The sequence below is a fragment of the Flavobacterium sp. MAHUQ-57 genome, from assembly GCF_051908335.1.
Lineage (GTDB): Bacteria > Bacteroidota > Bacteroidia > Flavobacteriales > Flavobacteriaceae > Flavobacterium.
On record NZ_JBPZTE010000006.1, the window covers coordinates 987737 to 1001354 of the forward strand.

General features: G+C 33.3%; 16 protein-coding genes. 3 read left to right on the forward strand and 13 right to left on the reverse strand.

The window, feature by feature from the left end; genetic code table 11:
- Positions 1-65: 65 nt before the first annotated feature.
- Together dapA and ACS8MM_RS04965 are read right to left on the reverse strand one after the other, a co-directional pair.
- On the reverse strand, positions 66-947 hold the full coding sequence (gene dapA, locus ACS8MM_RS04960; RefSeq protein WP_379713686.1) for a 4-hydroxy-tetrahydrodipicolinate synthase: 882 nt from the start codon (positions 945-947) through the stop codon (positions 66-68).
- Between the two features lie 6 nt (positions 948-953).
- Positions 954-1472, reverse strand: coding sequence for a DUF6913 domain-containing protein (locus tag ACS8MM_RS04965; protein WP_379713688.1), 519 nt, complete (start codon positions 1470-1472; stop codon positions 954-956).
- A 98-nt stretch (positions 1473-1570) separates the two neighbouring features.
- Between ACS8MM_RS04965 and ACS8MM_RS04970 the strand changes: the two genes are divergently transcribed.
- The gene (locus ACS8MM_RS04970) at positions 1571-2323 is read left to right on the forward strand and encodes a 5'-nucleotidase C-terminal domain-containing protein (RefSeq protein WP_379713690.1); all 753 of its coding nucleotides are present in this window, start codon (positions 1571-1573) and stop codon (positions 2321-2323) included.
- A gap of 4 nt (positions 2324-2327) precedes the next feature.
- Positions 2328-3245 carry a bifunctional metallophosphatase/5'-nucleotidase gene (locus ACS8MM_RS04975; protein WP_379713692.1) on the forward strand — a complete coding sequence of 306 codons (918 nt, stop codon included), beginning with the start codon at positions 2328-2330 and terminating at the stop codon, positions 3243-3245.
- Here ACS8MM_RS04975 and ACS8MM_RS04980 read toward each other — a convergent pair.
- The 9 genes from ACS8MM_RS04980 to rpsF all read right to left on the reverse strand — a co-directional run bounded on the left by ACS8MM_RS04980 (position 3242) and on the right by rpsF (position 9868).
- Complete coding sequence (locus ACS8MM_RS04980; protein WP_379713694.1) at positions 3242-3934, reverse strand: lysoplasmalogenase family protein; 693 nt, start codon at positions 3932-3934, stop codon at positions 3242-3244. The two genes, ACS8MM_RS04975 and ACS8MM_RS04980, sit on opposite strands and share 4 nt — an antisense overlap.
- Positions 3915-4613, reverse strand: coding sequence for a hypothetical protein (locus ACS8MM_RS04985; protein ID WP_379713696.1), 699 nt, complete (start codon positions 4611-4613; stop codon positions 3915-3917). The genes ACS8MM_RS04980 and ACS8MM_RS04985 overlap by 20 nt, the downstream gene beginning before the upstream one ends.
- A 10-nt stretch (positions 4614-4623) precedes the next feature.
- Positions 4624-5310 carry a hypothetical protein gene (locus ACS8MM_RS04990; RefSeq protein WP_379713698.1) on the reverse strand — a complete coding sequence of 229 codons (687 nt, stop codon included), beginning with the start codon at positions 5308-5310 and terminating at the stop codon, positions 4624-4626.
- Positions 5311-6006: a hypothetical protein gene (locus tag ACS8MM_RS04995; protein ID WP_379713700.1), complete on the reverse strand. Its 696-nt coding sequence runs from the start codon at positions 6004-6006 to the stop codon at positions 5311-5313. It lies immediately after the preceding gene.
- A complete protein-coding gene (ligA, locus tag ACS8MM_RS05000) occupies positions 5996-7999 on the reverse strand; it encodes an NAD-dependent DNA ligase LigA (protein WP_379713702.1) in 2004 nt (667 codons plus the stop codon). The genes ACS8MM_RS04995 and ligA overlap by 11 nt, the downstream gene beginning before the upstream one ends.
- Positions 8000-8083: 84 nt before the next feature.
- Positions 8084-8554, reverse strand: a complete 471-nt coding sequence (locus tag ACS8MM_RS05005) for a DUF6495 family protein (RefSeq protein WP_379713704.1) — start codon at positions 8552-8554, stop codon at positions 8084-8086.
- 162 nt (positions 8555-8716) lie between these two features.
- A complete protein-coding gene (gene rplI, locus ACS8MM_RS05010; protein WP_379713706.1) occupies positions 8717-9160 on the reverse strand; it encodes a 50S ribosomal protein L9 in 444 nt (147 codons plus the stop codon).
- A 64-nt stretch (positions 9161-9224) separates the two neighbouring features.
- Positions 9225-9521, reverse strand: a complete 297-nt coding sequence (gene rpsR / locus ACS8MM_RS05015) for a 30S ribosomal protein S18 (protein ID WP_014164395.1) — start codon at positions 9519-9521, stop codon at positions 9225-9227.
- A gap of 5 nt (positions 9522-9526) precedes the next feature.
- On the reverse strand, positions 9527-9868 hold the full coding sequence (rpsF, locus tag ACS8MM_RS05020) for a 30S ribosomal protein S6 (RefSeq protein WP_379713710.1): 342 nt from the start codon (positions 9866-9868) through the stop codon (positions 9527-9529).
- A gap of 171 nt (positions 9869-10039) precedes the next feature.
- Here rpsF and ACS8MM_RS05025 point away from each other — a divergent pair, with 171 nt between their 5' ends.
- Positions 10040-10732 carry a LytR/AlgR family response regulator transcription factor gene (locus tag ACS8MM_RS05025; RefSeq protein WP_379713712.1) on the forward strand — a complete coding sequence of 231 codons (693 nt, stop codon included), beginning with the start codon at positions 10040-10042 and terminating at the stop codon, positions 10730-10732.
- A gap of 3 nt (positions 10733-10735) precedes the next feature.
- Here ACS8MM_RS05025 and priA read toward each other — a convergent pair whose 3' ends face one another.
- Positions 10736-13183 (reverse strand): replication restart helicase PriA, encoded by a 2448-nt coding sequence (priA, locus tag ACS8MM_RS05030; RefSeq protein ID WP_379713714.1) that lies wholly within the window; start codon positions 13181-13183, stop codon positions 10736-10738.
- On the reverse strand, positions 13184-13606 hold the full coding sequence (locus tag ACS8MM_RS05035; protein WP_379713716.1) for a DUF2147 domain-containing protein: 423 nt from the start codon (positions 13604-13606) through the stop codon (positions 13184-13186). It lies immediately after the preceding gene.
- Positions 13607-13618 lie beyond the last annotated feature (12 nt).

Genomic DNA, 13618 nt, shown 5'->3' on the forward strand with positions numbered 1-13618 from the left:
CTTCGCCTTAAAACGAACTGCAAAGTTAGTCATTAATTTATTTTTACAAAACTTATTTTTTCTGCTTATTTGGACAGCTGTTTTGTAAAAACATCCAATCGATCAGCTAGATTCTGATTCACATTTACCAAAGGTAAACGAACCGTATTTTCAGACAATCCCAATGATTTAAAAATCTCTTTAATTCCTCCAGGATTTCCTTGTTCGAAAATCATATCGATACTATCCATCAATTTATAATGCAACGCGTAGGCCTCATCAACCTTACGTTGTAATCCCAATCGAACCATTTCGGAAAACTCCTTTGGATACCCTTCTCCGATTACTGAAATCACACCTGCACCACCTGCAAGAACCATCGGTAAAGTAATCATATCATCACCAGAAATTACCAAAAACCCTTCCGGTTTGTGCTGAATTAATTTCATTGCCTGTACAATATCACCAGCTGCTTCTTTAATTCCGACAATATTTTTAAAGTCATTTGCCAAACGCATTACAGTTTCCGGCAACATATTACTAGCCGTTCTTCCAGGCACATTATAAACAATTACAGGAATTGGAGAAGCTTCCGACACCATTTTAAAATGTTGATAAATTCCTTCCTGAGTTGGCTTATTATAATAAGGAGAAACCGAAAGTATTGCTGTAAATTTTGAAAAGTCTCTTGTTTTTAATTCTTCAACAACCTTTAATGTATTATTTCCACCCACTCCTAACACCAATGGTAATCTACCATTGTTAGCCTCAACGATTGTGTTGATAACCAATTCTTTTTCATCTTGCGATAAAGTTGCTGATTCGGCAGTAGTTCCCAAAACCACCAAATACTCCACTCCACCATCAATTACGTAGTTTACAATTTTTGTAAGTGCTTCGGTATCGACTGAAAAATCTTTTCTGAATGGTGTTACCAAAGCAACGCCAGTTCCCATTAATGACTGCATAATAATCTATATTTTGTTTAAAATTTTTAAATATCGGAATAATTCATGAACAAAAACTTTATAATTCTCCGCATTGGTATTAATCATCAAATGATGCAATCTTTTGTCCACAGCTGAAAATCCAGCTTTAAATAAAGCTTTAGAATGATGCGTAACCAACAACAAGGGCGTTTTTTCCATATCGTAGTAACTGATCAGCATATCAAAAGGTGTATTGATAAAATCGTTTACAAAAGCTACTGAAAAATCTCCTTTCCAGCCCATATGCTTAGCACTGAATGCGGGCAGATCAGTAACTTCATTTTTTTTTACCTTATCCTTAAAAACCAAGACGGCAATATTATCAGAAGGAATACCTTGTTCTACTAATTCTCTTACTAATTGCTCCTTTTCGGCAAAATAACTTTCATCAACTAATATGCCTACAGTACTGACTGGCGAAGCCAAAGAGCTGGGTTTTACATTGTGCAGACTACTTTTGAGTATTTTTTTAACAGATAATTCTTTTATATACTTTGTAAACATATTATATTTGCGTCTTGCAATCTTCGGAGCAAAGTTAAGTTTTTGTATTTAATTGGCACGATAAATGCATTGGTAAAAATAAAAAGAGAATATTACAAATGAAACATTTTGGTTTAATTTTAACGTTATTCGCTGTAAGTTTAAATACAACAGCACAGGACGTTGTTACAATTATTGAAGGTAAGCAGATTAATATCAATGATAAATCTGCGGCTAAAGAAGATTTTGAAGCCTTGATCAATCCTTTTAGAGAAAAAATCAACAAAGATTTAAATCAGACTCTTGCCGTTTGTCCAGAGACATTGGATAAAACCAAAGGACAATTCCAAAGTAATATTGGAGATTTCTTGGCTCAATTGGTGTTGGATAAAGCAAATTTTGTTTTTACACAAAGAGGTAACAAAAGCATCGACATCAGCATTCTGAACCACGGAGGAATCAGAGCTATGATTCCACAAGGTGCAGTTACTGCTCGAAACGCATTCGAAGTATTACCTTTTGAAAATTTTGCAGTAGTAGTAGAATTAAAAGGAGAACAAATTGTAGAATTTGTTAATTACTTCATTAACGAAAGAAAACCGCATCCTATTGCAGGTCTTACTTTTACCATCACTGCAGATAAAAAACCAAAAGACATCAAAATCAAAGGAGAACCTGTTGATTTGGCTAAAACTTACTATGTTGTTACTAACGATTACTTAGCCAATGGTGGGGATAAAATGGAGTTTTTCAAAAAAGCCACTAACTTAACGTCTTTAGATTATAAATTACGAAATATGTTAATTGACTACATGAAAGATGTTGACACATTACAAATACCGAATGAAGTTAAAGTAACACAAGAGAATTAAAGCAATGAAAAGAAGAGAATTTATTAAAAGTACGGCTGCAGGAACTACTTTACTGGGGCTTGGAGGTTTATCATTGAGCAGCTTTAACTCTGCTGTAGAAATAAAAAAGATTACCATCTTACATACTAACGACACTCATAGTCAGATTGATCCGTTTCCTGCGAATCATCCCAAAAACCCAAATATGGGTGGTGTTGCAAGAAGAGCTGCCGTTGTGGAGCAAATCAGAAAAAGCGAAGAAAATGTATTATTATTAGATGCTGGAGATATTTTTCAAGGAACACCGTACTTTAATTATTATGGTGGTGAATTGGAATTCAAACTGATGAGCATGATGAAATACGATTTGGCGACAATTGGTAATCATGATTTTGACAACGGTATCGACGGTTTATATGCACAATTACCACATGCTAAATTCGAATTTGTAAATTCTAATTACGATTTTAAAAACACAATTATGAATACTCACGTAAAACCGTACAAAGTATTCAAAAAAGCAGGTCTTAAAATTGGTGTTTTTGGATTAGGAATCGAATTAAAAGGTTTAGTAGACAAAAATCTATACAAAGAAACTATTTACAACAACCCTATTGAGGTAGCTACTGATACTGTAAAAACATTAAAAGAAGTTGAAAAATGTGATTTAATTATCTGTTTATCACACCTTGGTTTTGAATATAAAAATGATCCAGAAAAACCTTCTGATATCATGTTGGCTCGCAAAACCAAAGATATCGATTTGATCATCGGAGGTCACACGCATACTTTCTTAGATAAACCAGTTGTTGAAAAGAATTTGGATGGAAAAGAAGTAATCGTTAATCAGGTTGGTGCTTATGGTGTTAACCTTGGTAGAATTGACTTCTTCTTTGATAACAAAATGAATTTATCAGCTGCTGGAAAGAAAATATTAATCTAACGCTCCTTATTACTTTCAGCCAATATCATGAATTTATAAAGTGCATACTGCGCAAATACATATAGAATCATAGATATTGGCTGAAATATTACCATTGATACATAAAATAGTTTCAACACTATAATAAATTGAATGACTGCAAACAAAATACTATTAATTAGTAGCCAATAATTCATTTTATTTTCTTCAATAATATAATTTGACAGAGCAAAACCTCCTAGAAAGCTCATAAATAAAACCTGGATGATGTATAATCCGAAACCCTCTCCTAATTCATCCATAGTCATAAAAGTCAAATAAGCAAACACTGTTAAAAAAGGAATACTTCCCAGAAATACAGGCAAAAAACGCTTAATTTTTACATTTTTAAGTACTAAATAAATTACCAACGTCCTGTGCAATAAAAAAAAAGTAGAAGCCAGAACTATAGAGGTAAAATCCCTAGAAATAAATAACAAATTGGCCAACAACGCAAAAAACATAGACACTAAAAAATAAGGATTTCGCCTAGTTGATGTTTTCCAATATATAAGTGTTAGTATTGGAATTATAAGAGGTTTGAGAATATAAACAAATGCTATTTTATTAAAAAACTCTGCAAAAATTTCAGCAAAAGAAACAAAGAAAAAAAGCACTAAAAGCAATTTCTCTTCCGATTTATTTGAATTTTTAATTTCTCTTGCTATCATTTAAATTCCTTTTTGTTGAATAAGTCACCTTATAACTTATCATATAAAAATAAGACACGAATTGAGCTGCTAAGTTTAGCAACAAAAACACATACATGTTTACATAAAAATTATAAACTATATAAAAAACATCCGTTGTTATAAAGCAAATACACATAATCAAAGCATAAAATGTTTTAAGATTATGCGCTGCGACATGATTGATTATCGCCAAAGACGCCAGTGTTGAAATAACGAGTCCATAGATTAGATACATCACCAGTGTAGTAGTAGAGATATCACTCATCAGCGTCAGCATAATATACACAACAGCCAAAAAAGAAACCAAATTACCGAAGAAATACACAATTTTTTGAGTCTCTAAATTTTTAAAAGAAAAATCATGAATTACATAGTAAAGCATCACTACATAGGTAAACATATTCAGTAAAGTAATAACAACCTGATGATTTTCAACATCAAGCAATACAATCATATCAGATGCATAACTACTCAGAAGTCCAAGAAAAAAAAATACCTCAATCTTAAATTCATTTCGTTGGAGATAATAATAGAATATCGCTGGAACAATAATCGGTTTAATCAAAAAAGTAAGCCACTCCCATTCTATTGCTGTACTGATTACCGCAATTACAGAAGTGATAACATATAAAACCAATGAAGGATATTTTGATTGCATTGAATTGTTGTTACATTTTGGTTTTATTAGTTATTAGAAAAAATCGCACAAGAAAATAATAAGATACTATATTCGCCATTAAAGTTAAACATCGGAACAATATAAAATCAAAATAGTAATAATAAACGACATAAAATAAATCTGCCATTAAATAGCAAAAACTGGTTAACATCAAATACACATCCGCTTTGGTATGTTTCAAATTGTATAAAATGGAATTCAACACCACCAAAGAGGAAAGAATACAACCATACACTACCATTGGCACATAGAGTTCATAAGATGTATCAAAGATCATGAACAACAATACATACATCAAACAAGATAAAAACAGCACCATTAAAAATATGTAGGCTAAATTGACTTTATCTGTGAAACGTATTTTCACTTCAAATAGACTTTTTATGATATGGCTTATTAAAATTCCATAACCAAAAGCATTCAAAATCAAAATATAAAGTAACGCTTGGACGTCTTCAAAAAGATTCAGTATACCGCTAACAAAAAAGAACAACAAAACCAAGATATGCCAAGGATTTACCTTTCCATCCGATTCTTGCCAATAATAAAACATAATGGCAGTTGGCACAACTGGCTTACTAATAAAAACCAGGTATTCATTACCAGCCATAGACGAAATAAAGAATATAATTCCTGCAATGACATATAACGCTAATGCTGGATTAACTGATCTCATTTATACCATATTAGTATCTAAATACATATTTTCCCTATCGATAAAGTAGGCAACAATGTAAAAATAAGAAATGATTTGCAAAGCAAATTCTATGTAAGTTAAAGCTTTTACATTTAAAACCATATTGGTAAATACAAAAATAACATCTGCCACGAGACTGAAAGAAGCAGCCAAAAAAACCAATGATGCAATTTCAGAAAAATTCGTCATTAAGAAATTATACGAGCTAATACTTACAAAAAGCCCCAAAACAATTCCGTAAGACACACAAGCAAAAGTCAAATCAATTGATTTCATTGAAAAAGCATCCAGCAGAAAATACATAGCAACCATTAAAATGATAAAATAAAAAATACTCAAACTAAAATTTACTTTACAAAAGCCAATTTTAAAAGCATCCTCTGTAACCACTTTTATCAACATTATATAGGGAATGTAATCCAGCACAACAAGATAACTGGTAATTCCTTCCAATTTCACTAATGCAATAGCGTCAGAAACAAAATAAACAAGCAAAACGAAGACCAATTCCAAGCTTAACACTTTCTTTTCTGAAAAAAAATAGTATGCCAATAAAGCTGGAATAATCATTGGTTTTGATAAAATCAGCAGCCATTCGTTATTAATAATCGAAGCTAACAGAGCCAAAAAACCTGCGATTACGAACAAATAAATCGAGACAATCCTACTTTCCATGAATCATATTTTCAAAGTCATTTTCACTGATTATTGGAATATTCAACTGATTGGCTTTTTCCAATTTAGCCGGCCCCATATTATCTCCAGCAACCACGTAACTCGTTTTGGCTGAAATAGAACTACCTACTTTTCCGCCATTATCTTCAATGGCTTTCTTTAAATCATCACGTGAGAATTTTTCAAAAACCCCAGAAACCACAAAGACTTTCCCATCTAAAATAGAGGAAACTGATGTATTTGCTTCTTCTGAAATTTCCAATTGTACACCGAATTCCTTCAATCTTTGAATGATTATTTTATTTTCTTGATTCTCAAAATATTCAATTAAACTTTGCGCTATTTTCTCACCAATTTCGTCAACGGCAATCAATTCTTCTGTAGTAGCTACTGATAATGTTTCTATATTTTTATAATGTTTCGCTAGTTTTTTTGCCACTGTCTCACCAACATAACGAATACCTAAAGCATACAAGACACGATCAAAAGGAATCTTCTTTGACTTTTCAATTCCAGTTATTAAATTTTCAGCAGATTTATCGGCCATTCTTTCCAACACTACCACTTGCTCTTTCTTCAGTTCATACAAATCAGCATAATTAGTAACCAATCCGTTATTGAACAATAAAGCCACCGTTTCACCACCCAAACCTTCAATATCCATTGCTTTTCTGCTGATATAATGTTGAATCCTACCTATAATTTGAGGAGGACATCCATAAAAATTAGGGCAATAATGATTGGCTTCACCTTCTTTTCTCTCCAATAAAGTATTACATTCTGGACAATTGGTTATATAAGTTGTCGCTACAGAATCGGAAGCTCTTTGTGACATATCCACACCAATAATTTTAGGTATGATTTCCCCTCCTTTTTCTACAAACACTTCATCACCAATTCGTATATCCAGTTTTTCTATCTGATCCGCATTGTGTAATGAAGCTCTTTTTACTATTGTTCCTGCCAATTGAACTGGTTCCAAATTCGCCACAGGAGTAATCGCTCCTGTCCTACCCACTTGGTATGAAATTGAATTCAGGCGCGTAGAAACTTGTTCCGCTTTAAACTTATACGCAATTGCCCAACGAGGAGATTTAGCGGTATATCCTAATTCTTCCTGTTGATGAATACTATTGATCTTAATTACAACACCATCGGTTTCATAAGGTAATTCGTGTCGGTGTTCATCCCAATAGTTAATAAACTCCAATACTTCGTCCATATTTTTAGCCAATTTGGAATGTACTGGCACTTTAAACCCCCATTGACGCGCTTTTTCCAAACCATCGAAATGTGAAGCTATTGGCAGATTATTTCCAATTAAAGAATACAGCAAGCAATCGAGCGGTCTTTTCGCAACCTCGGCACTATCTTGTAATTTTAAGCTACCGGAAGCCGTATTTCTTGGATTAGCATAAGGCGTTTCACCAATCTCTATCAAATCTTGGTTCATTTTTTCAAATCCGGCAAAAGGCAATATAATTTCTCCTCTGATTTCAAACTTATCAGGATAATCACCTTTCAATTGAATTGGAACCGCTTTAATCGTTTTGATATTATTGGTTACATCATCACCTTGAAAGCCGTCTCCACGCGTTACAGCACGCTTCAACTTACCTTTTTCATACAAAATACTAATAGATGCACCATCATATTTCAATTCACAGGTAAACTCAAGATTCACATTACCCAACAATTTTTGAGCACGTGTTTGCCAATCGAGTAAATCTTCTTTGGAATAGGAATTATCTAAAGAATACATTCGAAATTCATGCTTAATTGTCTCAAAATTTTTGGTAACAGCACCACCTACTCGTTGTGTAGGCGAGTTTTCATCAAAATATTGTGGATACTTTTCCTCAAGATCTTGTAATTCTTTAAGCTTAGAATCAAACTCAAAATCTGAAATTGTAGGATTATCCAATACGTAGTAATTGTAATTATGTAAGTTTAATTCTTCTCTTAAGGCTTGAATTTTAGGCAACACATCCATATAAAATAAAAAAAATTGGCTGAATTAGTTTAATGCAACTAATTTAACCAATTTCCAGTAAAGCAAGGCTTTTTTTCTTTATTTCTATTGTTCTAAAATGGAAGACATTTGTTCGTACAATTCACCTTTACTAAAAATAGCACCTTGTTTCACTAATTCGAAAATTTCTGGGTTTCTGTCACCTGCAAAAACCTTTTGTCCTTTCTGTACTTCCACAGTATCAGTAAACAAATTATCACTCAACCACTCTAACCCTGTTTTGGTCATAAAATCTACGTCTTCAGCAGTTTTGATGATAATCGTTCTCATATATACTTCATCACAGTAGAATAAAAAGATATAATTTTTAGAATAATGTTCTAAATAACGTGCATTTGTTAAAACTCCTTCCCAAATCAAATCTGAGAACACCTCAATTTCTTGATCTGCGACATCGGGTTTGTGCTCTTTGATCAAATCCCATTCGTTTTTATCTATCTGTTGTGCCGAAAGAAAGTTGATAAATTCTTCGTGCAATTCTTCCAATTGCTCCTTTGACAGTTTTGCGTATTTCATCAATGCATAATTTATTAATAAGACTCTACCTCTCCAATCACTATAATATGAAAAATTACAGCCAAAGATGTTTAAATATAAAACTTAATACAGTAAGGTCAAATCTTTAGTATAAAAAAAGTCCCGAATTCGGGACTTTTACAATGTATGTTTTGTACAAAATTATGCTTGTTCAGCAACGATTTCGTAAGCTAATTCAACGATTACTTCACGGTGTAAACGAACAGAAGCAGTATATTTACCAGTTCTTTTCACGATACCTGAAGTGATGAATTTTTTGTCAATTGCTTGACCGTTTTTACCTAAAACTTCAGCGATATCAGCGTTAGTTACCGAACCAAAAAGTTTTTCACCACCTGCTTTAGCAGTAATTTTGATATCCATAGCTTTCAAAGATTCAGCTAAAGCTTTTGCATCAGCAACAATTTTAGCTTCTTTGTGTGCTTTTTGTTTTAAGTTTTCAGCTAATACTTTTTTAGCTGATGGAGTTGCTAATACAGCAAATCCTTGAGGAATTAAAAAGTTACGACCGTATCCTGGCTTAACAGTTACTACATCATCTTTAAATCCTAAGTTTTGAACGTCTTGTTTTAAAATAAGTTCCATGTTGTTGTCCTTATATTTTAGAAGTTAGGTTCCTTTAGGGAAACCAACAACTAGAGTTTATAAATTATTTTAATAAATCAGCTACGTATGGCATTAAAGCTAAATGACGAGCTCTTTTTACCGCTACAGATACTTTTCTTTGGTATTTCAAAGATGTTCCTGTTAAACGACGAGGAAGGATCTTACCTTGCTCATTTACAAATTTTAATAAGAAATCAGCATCTTTATAATCAACATACTTGATTCCTGATTTTTTGAAACGACAATATTTCTTTTGTTTGTTCGTATCAATGTTTAAAGGCGTTAAATATCTAATATCTCCGTCTTTTTTTCCTTTTGCAGATTGCTCGATTGTTGACATGATAATTAAGCTTTTTTAGTTTTTAACTTTTCTCTTCTTCTCTCAGCCCAAGAGATTGCGTGTTTATCTAAACTTACAGTTAAGAAACGCATTACACGCTCATCACGTCTAAATTCAGTTTCAAAAGCTTTCAACACTTCTCCTTCAGCTTGGAATTCAAATAAATGGTAAAAACCAGATTTTTTGTTTTGAATTTCGTAAGCTAATTTTTTCAAGCCCCAATCCTCTTTCGATACCATCTTAGCACCTTTTGAAGTTAAAAAATCTTCAAATTTGCTAACTGTTTCCTTTACCTGTTGTTCAGATAAAACGGGATTCAAGATGAAAACAGTTTCATAATGATTCATAGTTATAAAAATTTATTTGTTATAAAATTGGGTGCAAAAGTAGTGCTTTTATTTTAACCCGCAAACATTTCAGACAAATAATCGATGAAATTGCATTTTTTGCACAAAAAAGTTTGGAGGATAATTTTTTTATCCTATTTTTAACAAACCAATCTATTAAAATTGACGCTTATGAAGTTGAACTGTATTGTTGTAGATGATAGCTCTATCCAAAGAATTTTGGTCACAAAATTAGTAGATGCACATCCGAACCTTAATTTAGTTGGCGAGTTCTCAAACGCCGTCGAAACTAAAAACTGTTTAGCCACCAAGCAGGTTGATTTGTTATTTCTTGACATTGAAATGCCAGTTATTAACGGATTTAATTTACTTGACGGATTAAAAGAAAAACCTCAAATCATTTTCATTACAGCTAAAGCTGAATATGCAGTCAAAGCATTTGATTATGACGCAACCGATTATCTTCAAAAACCCATCACCAAAGAACGTTTCAATGCGGCAATCAAAAGAGCAATGGATTTGTACCAGCTTCGCCGAGAAAGTCTTGAGGAAGAAGGAGAACACATTTTCATTAAGAGCAATCTGAAAAAGTTGAAAATTTACACCTCAAAAATCAAATGGATTGAGGCTTATGGTGATTATGTAAAGATAGTAACGGAAGATGACAGTCATTTAGTACTTTCAACAATGAAATCTTTTGAAAAGGATTTATCGAAAGAGAAATTCATCAGAGTACATAAATCATTTATTATCAATATTGATAAAATCGAGAAGTTTAACAGTAAATTCGCAGAAATAGGAGTAACAAAAATACCTTTAAGTAGAAATAAGAAAGAAGACCTAGTAAAGGCTCTTGAATCTTAATCTTTAATAAAAATCAACATTTACAGCAACTTTAATTGTTCTGTATTGTGCAATCATATCAAAGCTGTTCAGTATTCTCTGAATGGCTTTTTTTGTATTTCCCAAGTGATTCTCTTGCGGTATTTTAATTAGTATTGTCCGTATATATTCGTTACGGATTTTACTTACCGGCGGTTCTTCCGGACCAAGAACAGGTATATCAAATTGTTGCTTCAATACTTGATACAACCACATCGAACCTTCTTTCAATTTCTCGAAATCTTTATGCTTTAATGTAAGCTTTATTAATTTAAAATAGGGCGGATATTTATAAATATGTCTTTCATACAATTGCTCCTTATACATCCCTATGTAATCATTATGAGTTACCTGCTGTATCGTATTATGAACGGGATTATAGGTCTGAATTACCACATTTCCTTTTTTGTCAGAACGACCTGCCCTACCTGAAACCTGTGTCATCATTTGATAACTACGCTCAAACGCCCTAAAATCAGGAAAATACAGCATCGAATCTGCATTAAGAATTCCAACCAATGACACATTATCAAAATCCAAACCTTTGGCCAACATTTGAGTTCCTACCAAAATATCAATCTCTCTGTTCTTAAAACTATCGATTAATTTTTCGAAGGCATACTTACCTCGTGTGGTATCCTGATCCATTCGTTTAACATTCTTCGATGGAAAAAGGGAAGCCAATTCCAACTCAATTTGTTCGGTACCAAACCCTTTTGAAGTCAAATCCACACTTGAGCATGCATGACAATTGGTTGGTTTTGCCATACTGTAACCACAATAATGACAACGCAACTGTCCTTTAAATTTATGATAAGTCAAACTTACATCGCATTGAGGACATTGCGGAATATGTCCACAAGTCATGCATTCAATAACCGGCGAATAACCTCTCCGATTTTGAAACAAAATAATTTGTTCACCATTCGATAAAGCTTCGGTCATACTTTCAATTAAAAACTGACTAAAATGACCCGTCATCTTTTTTCTAAAGTAATTATCCTTCAAATCTACCAGATGAATTTCAGGCAAAACTGCATTTCCAAAACGTTCCTGCAATTCAACGAAACCATATTTTCCACTTTGCGCATTAAAATAGCTTTCAATACTTGGCGTAGCTGAACCCAGCACCACTTTCGATTCATGAAAATTCGCCAATACAATGGCTGCATCGCGAGCGTGATAACGAGGTGCAGGATCAACTTGTTTGAATGTTGGTTCATGTTCTTCATCCACTACGATCAAACCGAGATTTTGAAAAGGTAAAAACAAAGCGGATCGGGCTCCGATAACAATCTGCGCCTTATCCGATTGATTCAAAACTTGATTCCAAACCTCTACCCTTTCATTATTACTGTATTTAGAGTGAAATACCGCTACTTTATTTCCGAAATGCTTCGTTAAACGGTACACTAATTGTGTGGTCAAAGCAATTTCCGGCAACAAATACAATACCTGCTTGTTTTGCTCCAAATAGCTTTCAATTAATTTAATATATACTTCCGTTTTACCTGAAGCCGTAACCCCATGGAACAAACAAACATCTTTGGTTTTTAAACCTTCTTGAATTTGACAAAAAGCCTCATTTTGATGGTGACTCAACGTGATTTCACTCTCCTCCACATCCTCAAAAGAAACCCTATCATGTTGCATGAAATATTCTTCGAAAATCCCTTTATCAATAAGTGCTTTCACAATGGCAGCCGTAGCTCCGGAGTAATCTGTCAATTCTTTTACCGAAACCGGTTTGCGTTGTGAAACTTGTAATTGAAAATAACTCAACACTACTTCTTTTTGCTTCTGGGCATTTTTCAAGAGATTCAACAACTCTTCAAGTCTATCTGCTGAGTTGAATTCAGGAAACAGTCGAATATAACGAACCAACTTAGGTTTGTATTCGTCCACCATTTCCTCTTGAAGTGACAACACTCCTTTTGCCATCAATTGCTGGATAACTGGAAAAACTTTTTTCTTATTCAGAATTGAAGCCGCTTCGGTGATTTTAATTGAAGTTTGTTGTTGCAATGCCTCAACCAATAGGTATTCCTCATCCGATAATTGCGTTGGATCTAGTTCGATATTTTTCTGAGCCGCAATTATTGTTTCACTTTCCAGCATCAGTGCCGTAGGTAAAGCAGTACGATATACTTCACCGATGCTACACATATAATAAGATGCAATCCATTGCCAATGTTTTAGCTGAATTGCTGTTACAATAGGAAACTCATCAATAATCTGATGAATCTCTTTAGCTTCATATAAAGTGGGTGGATCATTGTGTTTATCAGCAACTAAACCGGTATAGAATTTACTTTTACCAAATGGCACGGCTACACGACATCCTTTTTTGATATAATCAAACTCGGCCTCAGAAACTTTATAAGTAAAAGTCTGTGGCAGCGCAATTGGTAAAATAACTTCTATAAAAAACATTTATCGAACTCTAACCCAAGTTTGAGAGCGGCCAATTAAAGAGATCCCCATATAACCGCGAACCACTAATTTTTCTTTACCTTCCAGTTTTAAGTTGCATTTGTACAAACTACCTGATTCCGGATCTAAAATTTTTCCTCCGCTATACTCGTTGTCATCTTTTTGTAATCCACGAATAATAACCATCCCTAAAACTGGCTTGTTTTTATCTGATCCTTCACATTTATCACATTTGCGATCTCTTTTAGTTTCGTCAAAAATTTCGACGATTTTTCCGTAAATCTTTCCGTTGTTTTCATAGATTTCTACAACAGATTTCGATTTTCCCGTTTTATCATCGATGGTTTTCCATTTTCCGGTAACAGTTTGTGCATTAATTTGCGTACAAGCTAAAAGCAATAAGGTCAGTAGTATTCTTTTCATAGTTATAAGTTA

What these genes read in the sequence shown, in the direction of transcription:
- rpsF (WP_379713710.1), bottom strand. Translation starts at nt 9,868, where the DNA reads ATGAATCATTATGAAACTGTTTTCATCTTGAATCCCGTTTTATCTGAA.
- ACS8MM_RS05035 (WP_379713716.1), bottom strand. Translation starts at nt 13,606, where the DNA reads ATGAAAAGAATACTACTGACCTTATTGCTTTTAGCTTGTACGCAAATT.
- dapA (WP_379713686.1), bottom strand. Translation starts at nt 947, where the DNA reads ATGCAGTCATTAATGGGAACTGGCGTTGCTTTGGTAACACCATTCAGA.
- ACS8MM_RS04965 (WP_379713688.1), bottom strand. Translation starts at nt 1,472, where the DNA reads ATGTTTACAAAGTATATAAAAGAATTATCTGTTAAAAAAATACTCAAA.
- ACS8MM_RS04995 (WP_379713700.1), bottom strand. Translation starts at nt 6,006, where the DNA reads ATGGAAAGTAGGATTGTCTCGATTTATTTGTTCGTAATCGCAGGTTTT.
- ACS8MM_RS04975 (WP_379713692.1), top strand. Translation starts at nt 2,328, where the DNA reads ATGAAAAGAAGAGAATTTATTAAAAGTACGGCTGCAGGAACTACTTTA.
- rplI (WP_379713706.1), bottom strand. Translation starts at nt 9,160, where the DNA reads ATGGAACTTATTTTAAAACAAGACGTTCAAAACTTAGGATTTAAAGAT.
- ACS8MM_RS04990 (WP_379713698.1), bottom strand. Translation starts at nt 5,310, where the DNA reads ATGAGATCAGTTAATCCAGCATTAGCGTTATATGTCATTGCAGGAATT.
- ligA (WP_379713702.1), bottom strand. Translation starts at nt 7,999, where the DNA reads ATGGATGTGTTGCCTAAAATTCAAGCCTTAAGAGAAGAATTAAACTTA.
- ACS8MM_RS04980 (WP_379713694.1), bottom strand. Translation starts at nt 3,934, where the DNA reads ATGATAGCAAGAGAAATTAAAAATTCAAATAAATCGGAAGAGAAATTG.
- priA (WP_379713714.1), bottom strand. Translation starts at nt 13,183, where the DNA reads ATGTTTTTTATAGAAGTTATTTTACCAATTGCGCTGCCACAGACTTTT.
- ACS8MM_RS04970 (WP_379713690.1), top strand. Translation starts at nt 1,571, where the DNA reads ATGAAACATTTTGGTTTAATTTTAACGTTATTCGCTGTAAGTTTAAAT.
- ACS8MM_RS04985 (WP_379713696.1), bottom strand. Translation starts at nt 4,613, where the DNA reads ATGCAATCAAAATATCCTTCATTGGTTTTATATGTTATCACTTCTGTA.
- ACS8MM_RS05005 (WP_379713704.1), bottom strand. Translation starts at nt 8,554, where the DNA reads ATGAAATACGCAAAACTGTCAAAGGAGCAATTGGAAGAATTGCACGAA.
- rpsR (WP_014164395.1), bottom strand. Translation starts at nt 9,521, where the DNA reads ATGTCAACAATCGAGCAATCTGCAAAAGGAAAAAAAGACGGAGATATT.
- ACS8MM_RS05025 (WP_379713712.1), top strand. Translation starts at nt 10,040, where the DNA reads ATGAAGTTGAACTGTATTGTTGTAGATGATAGCTCTATCCAAAGAATT.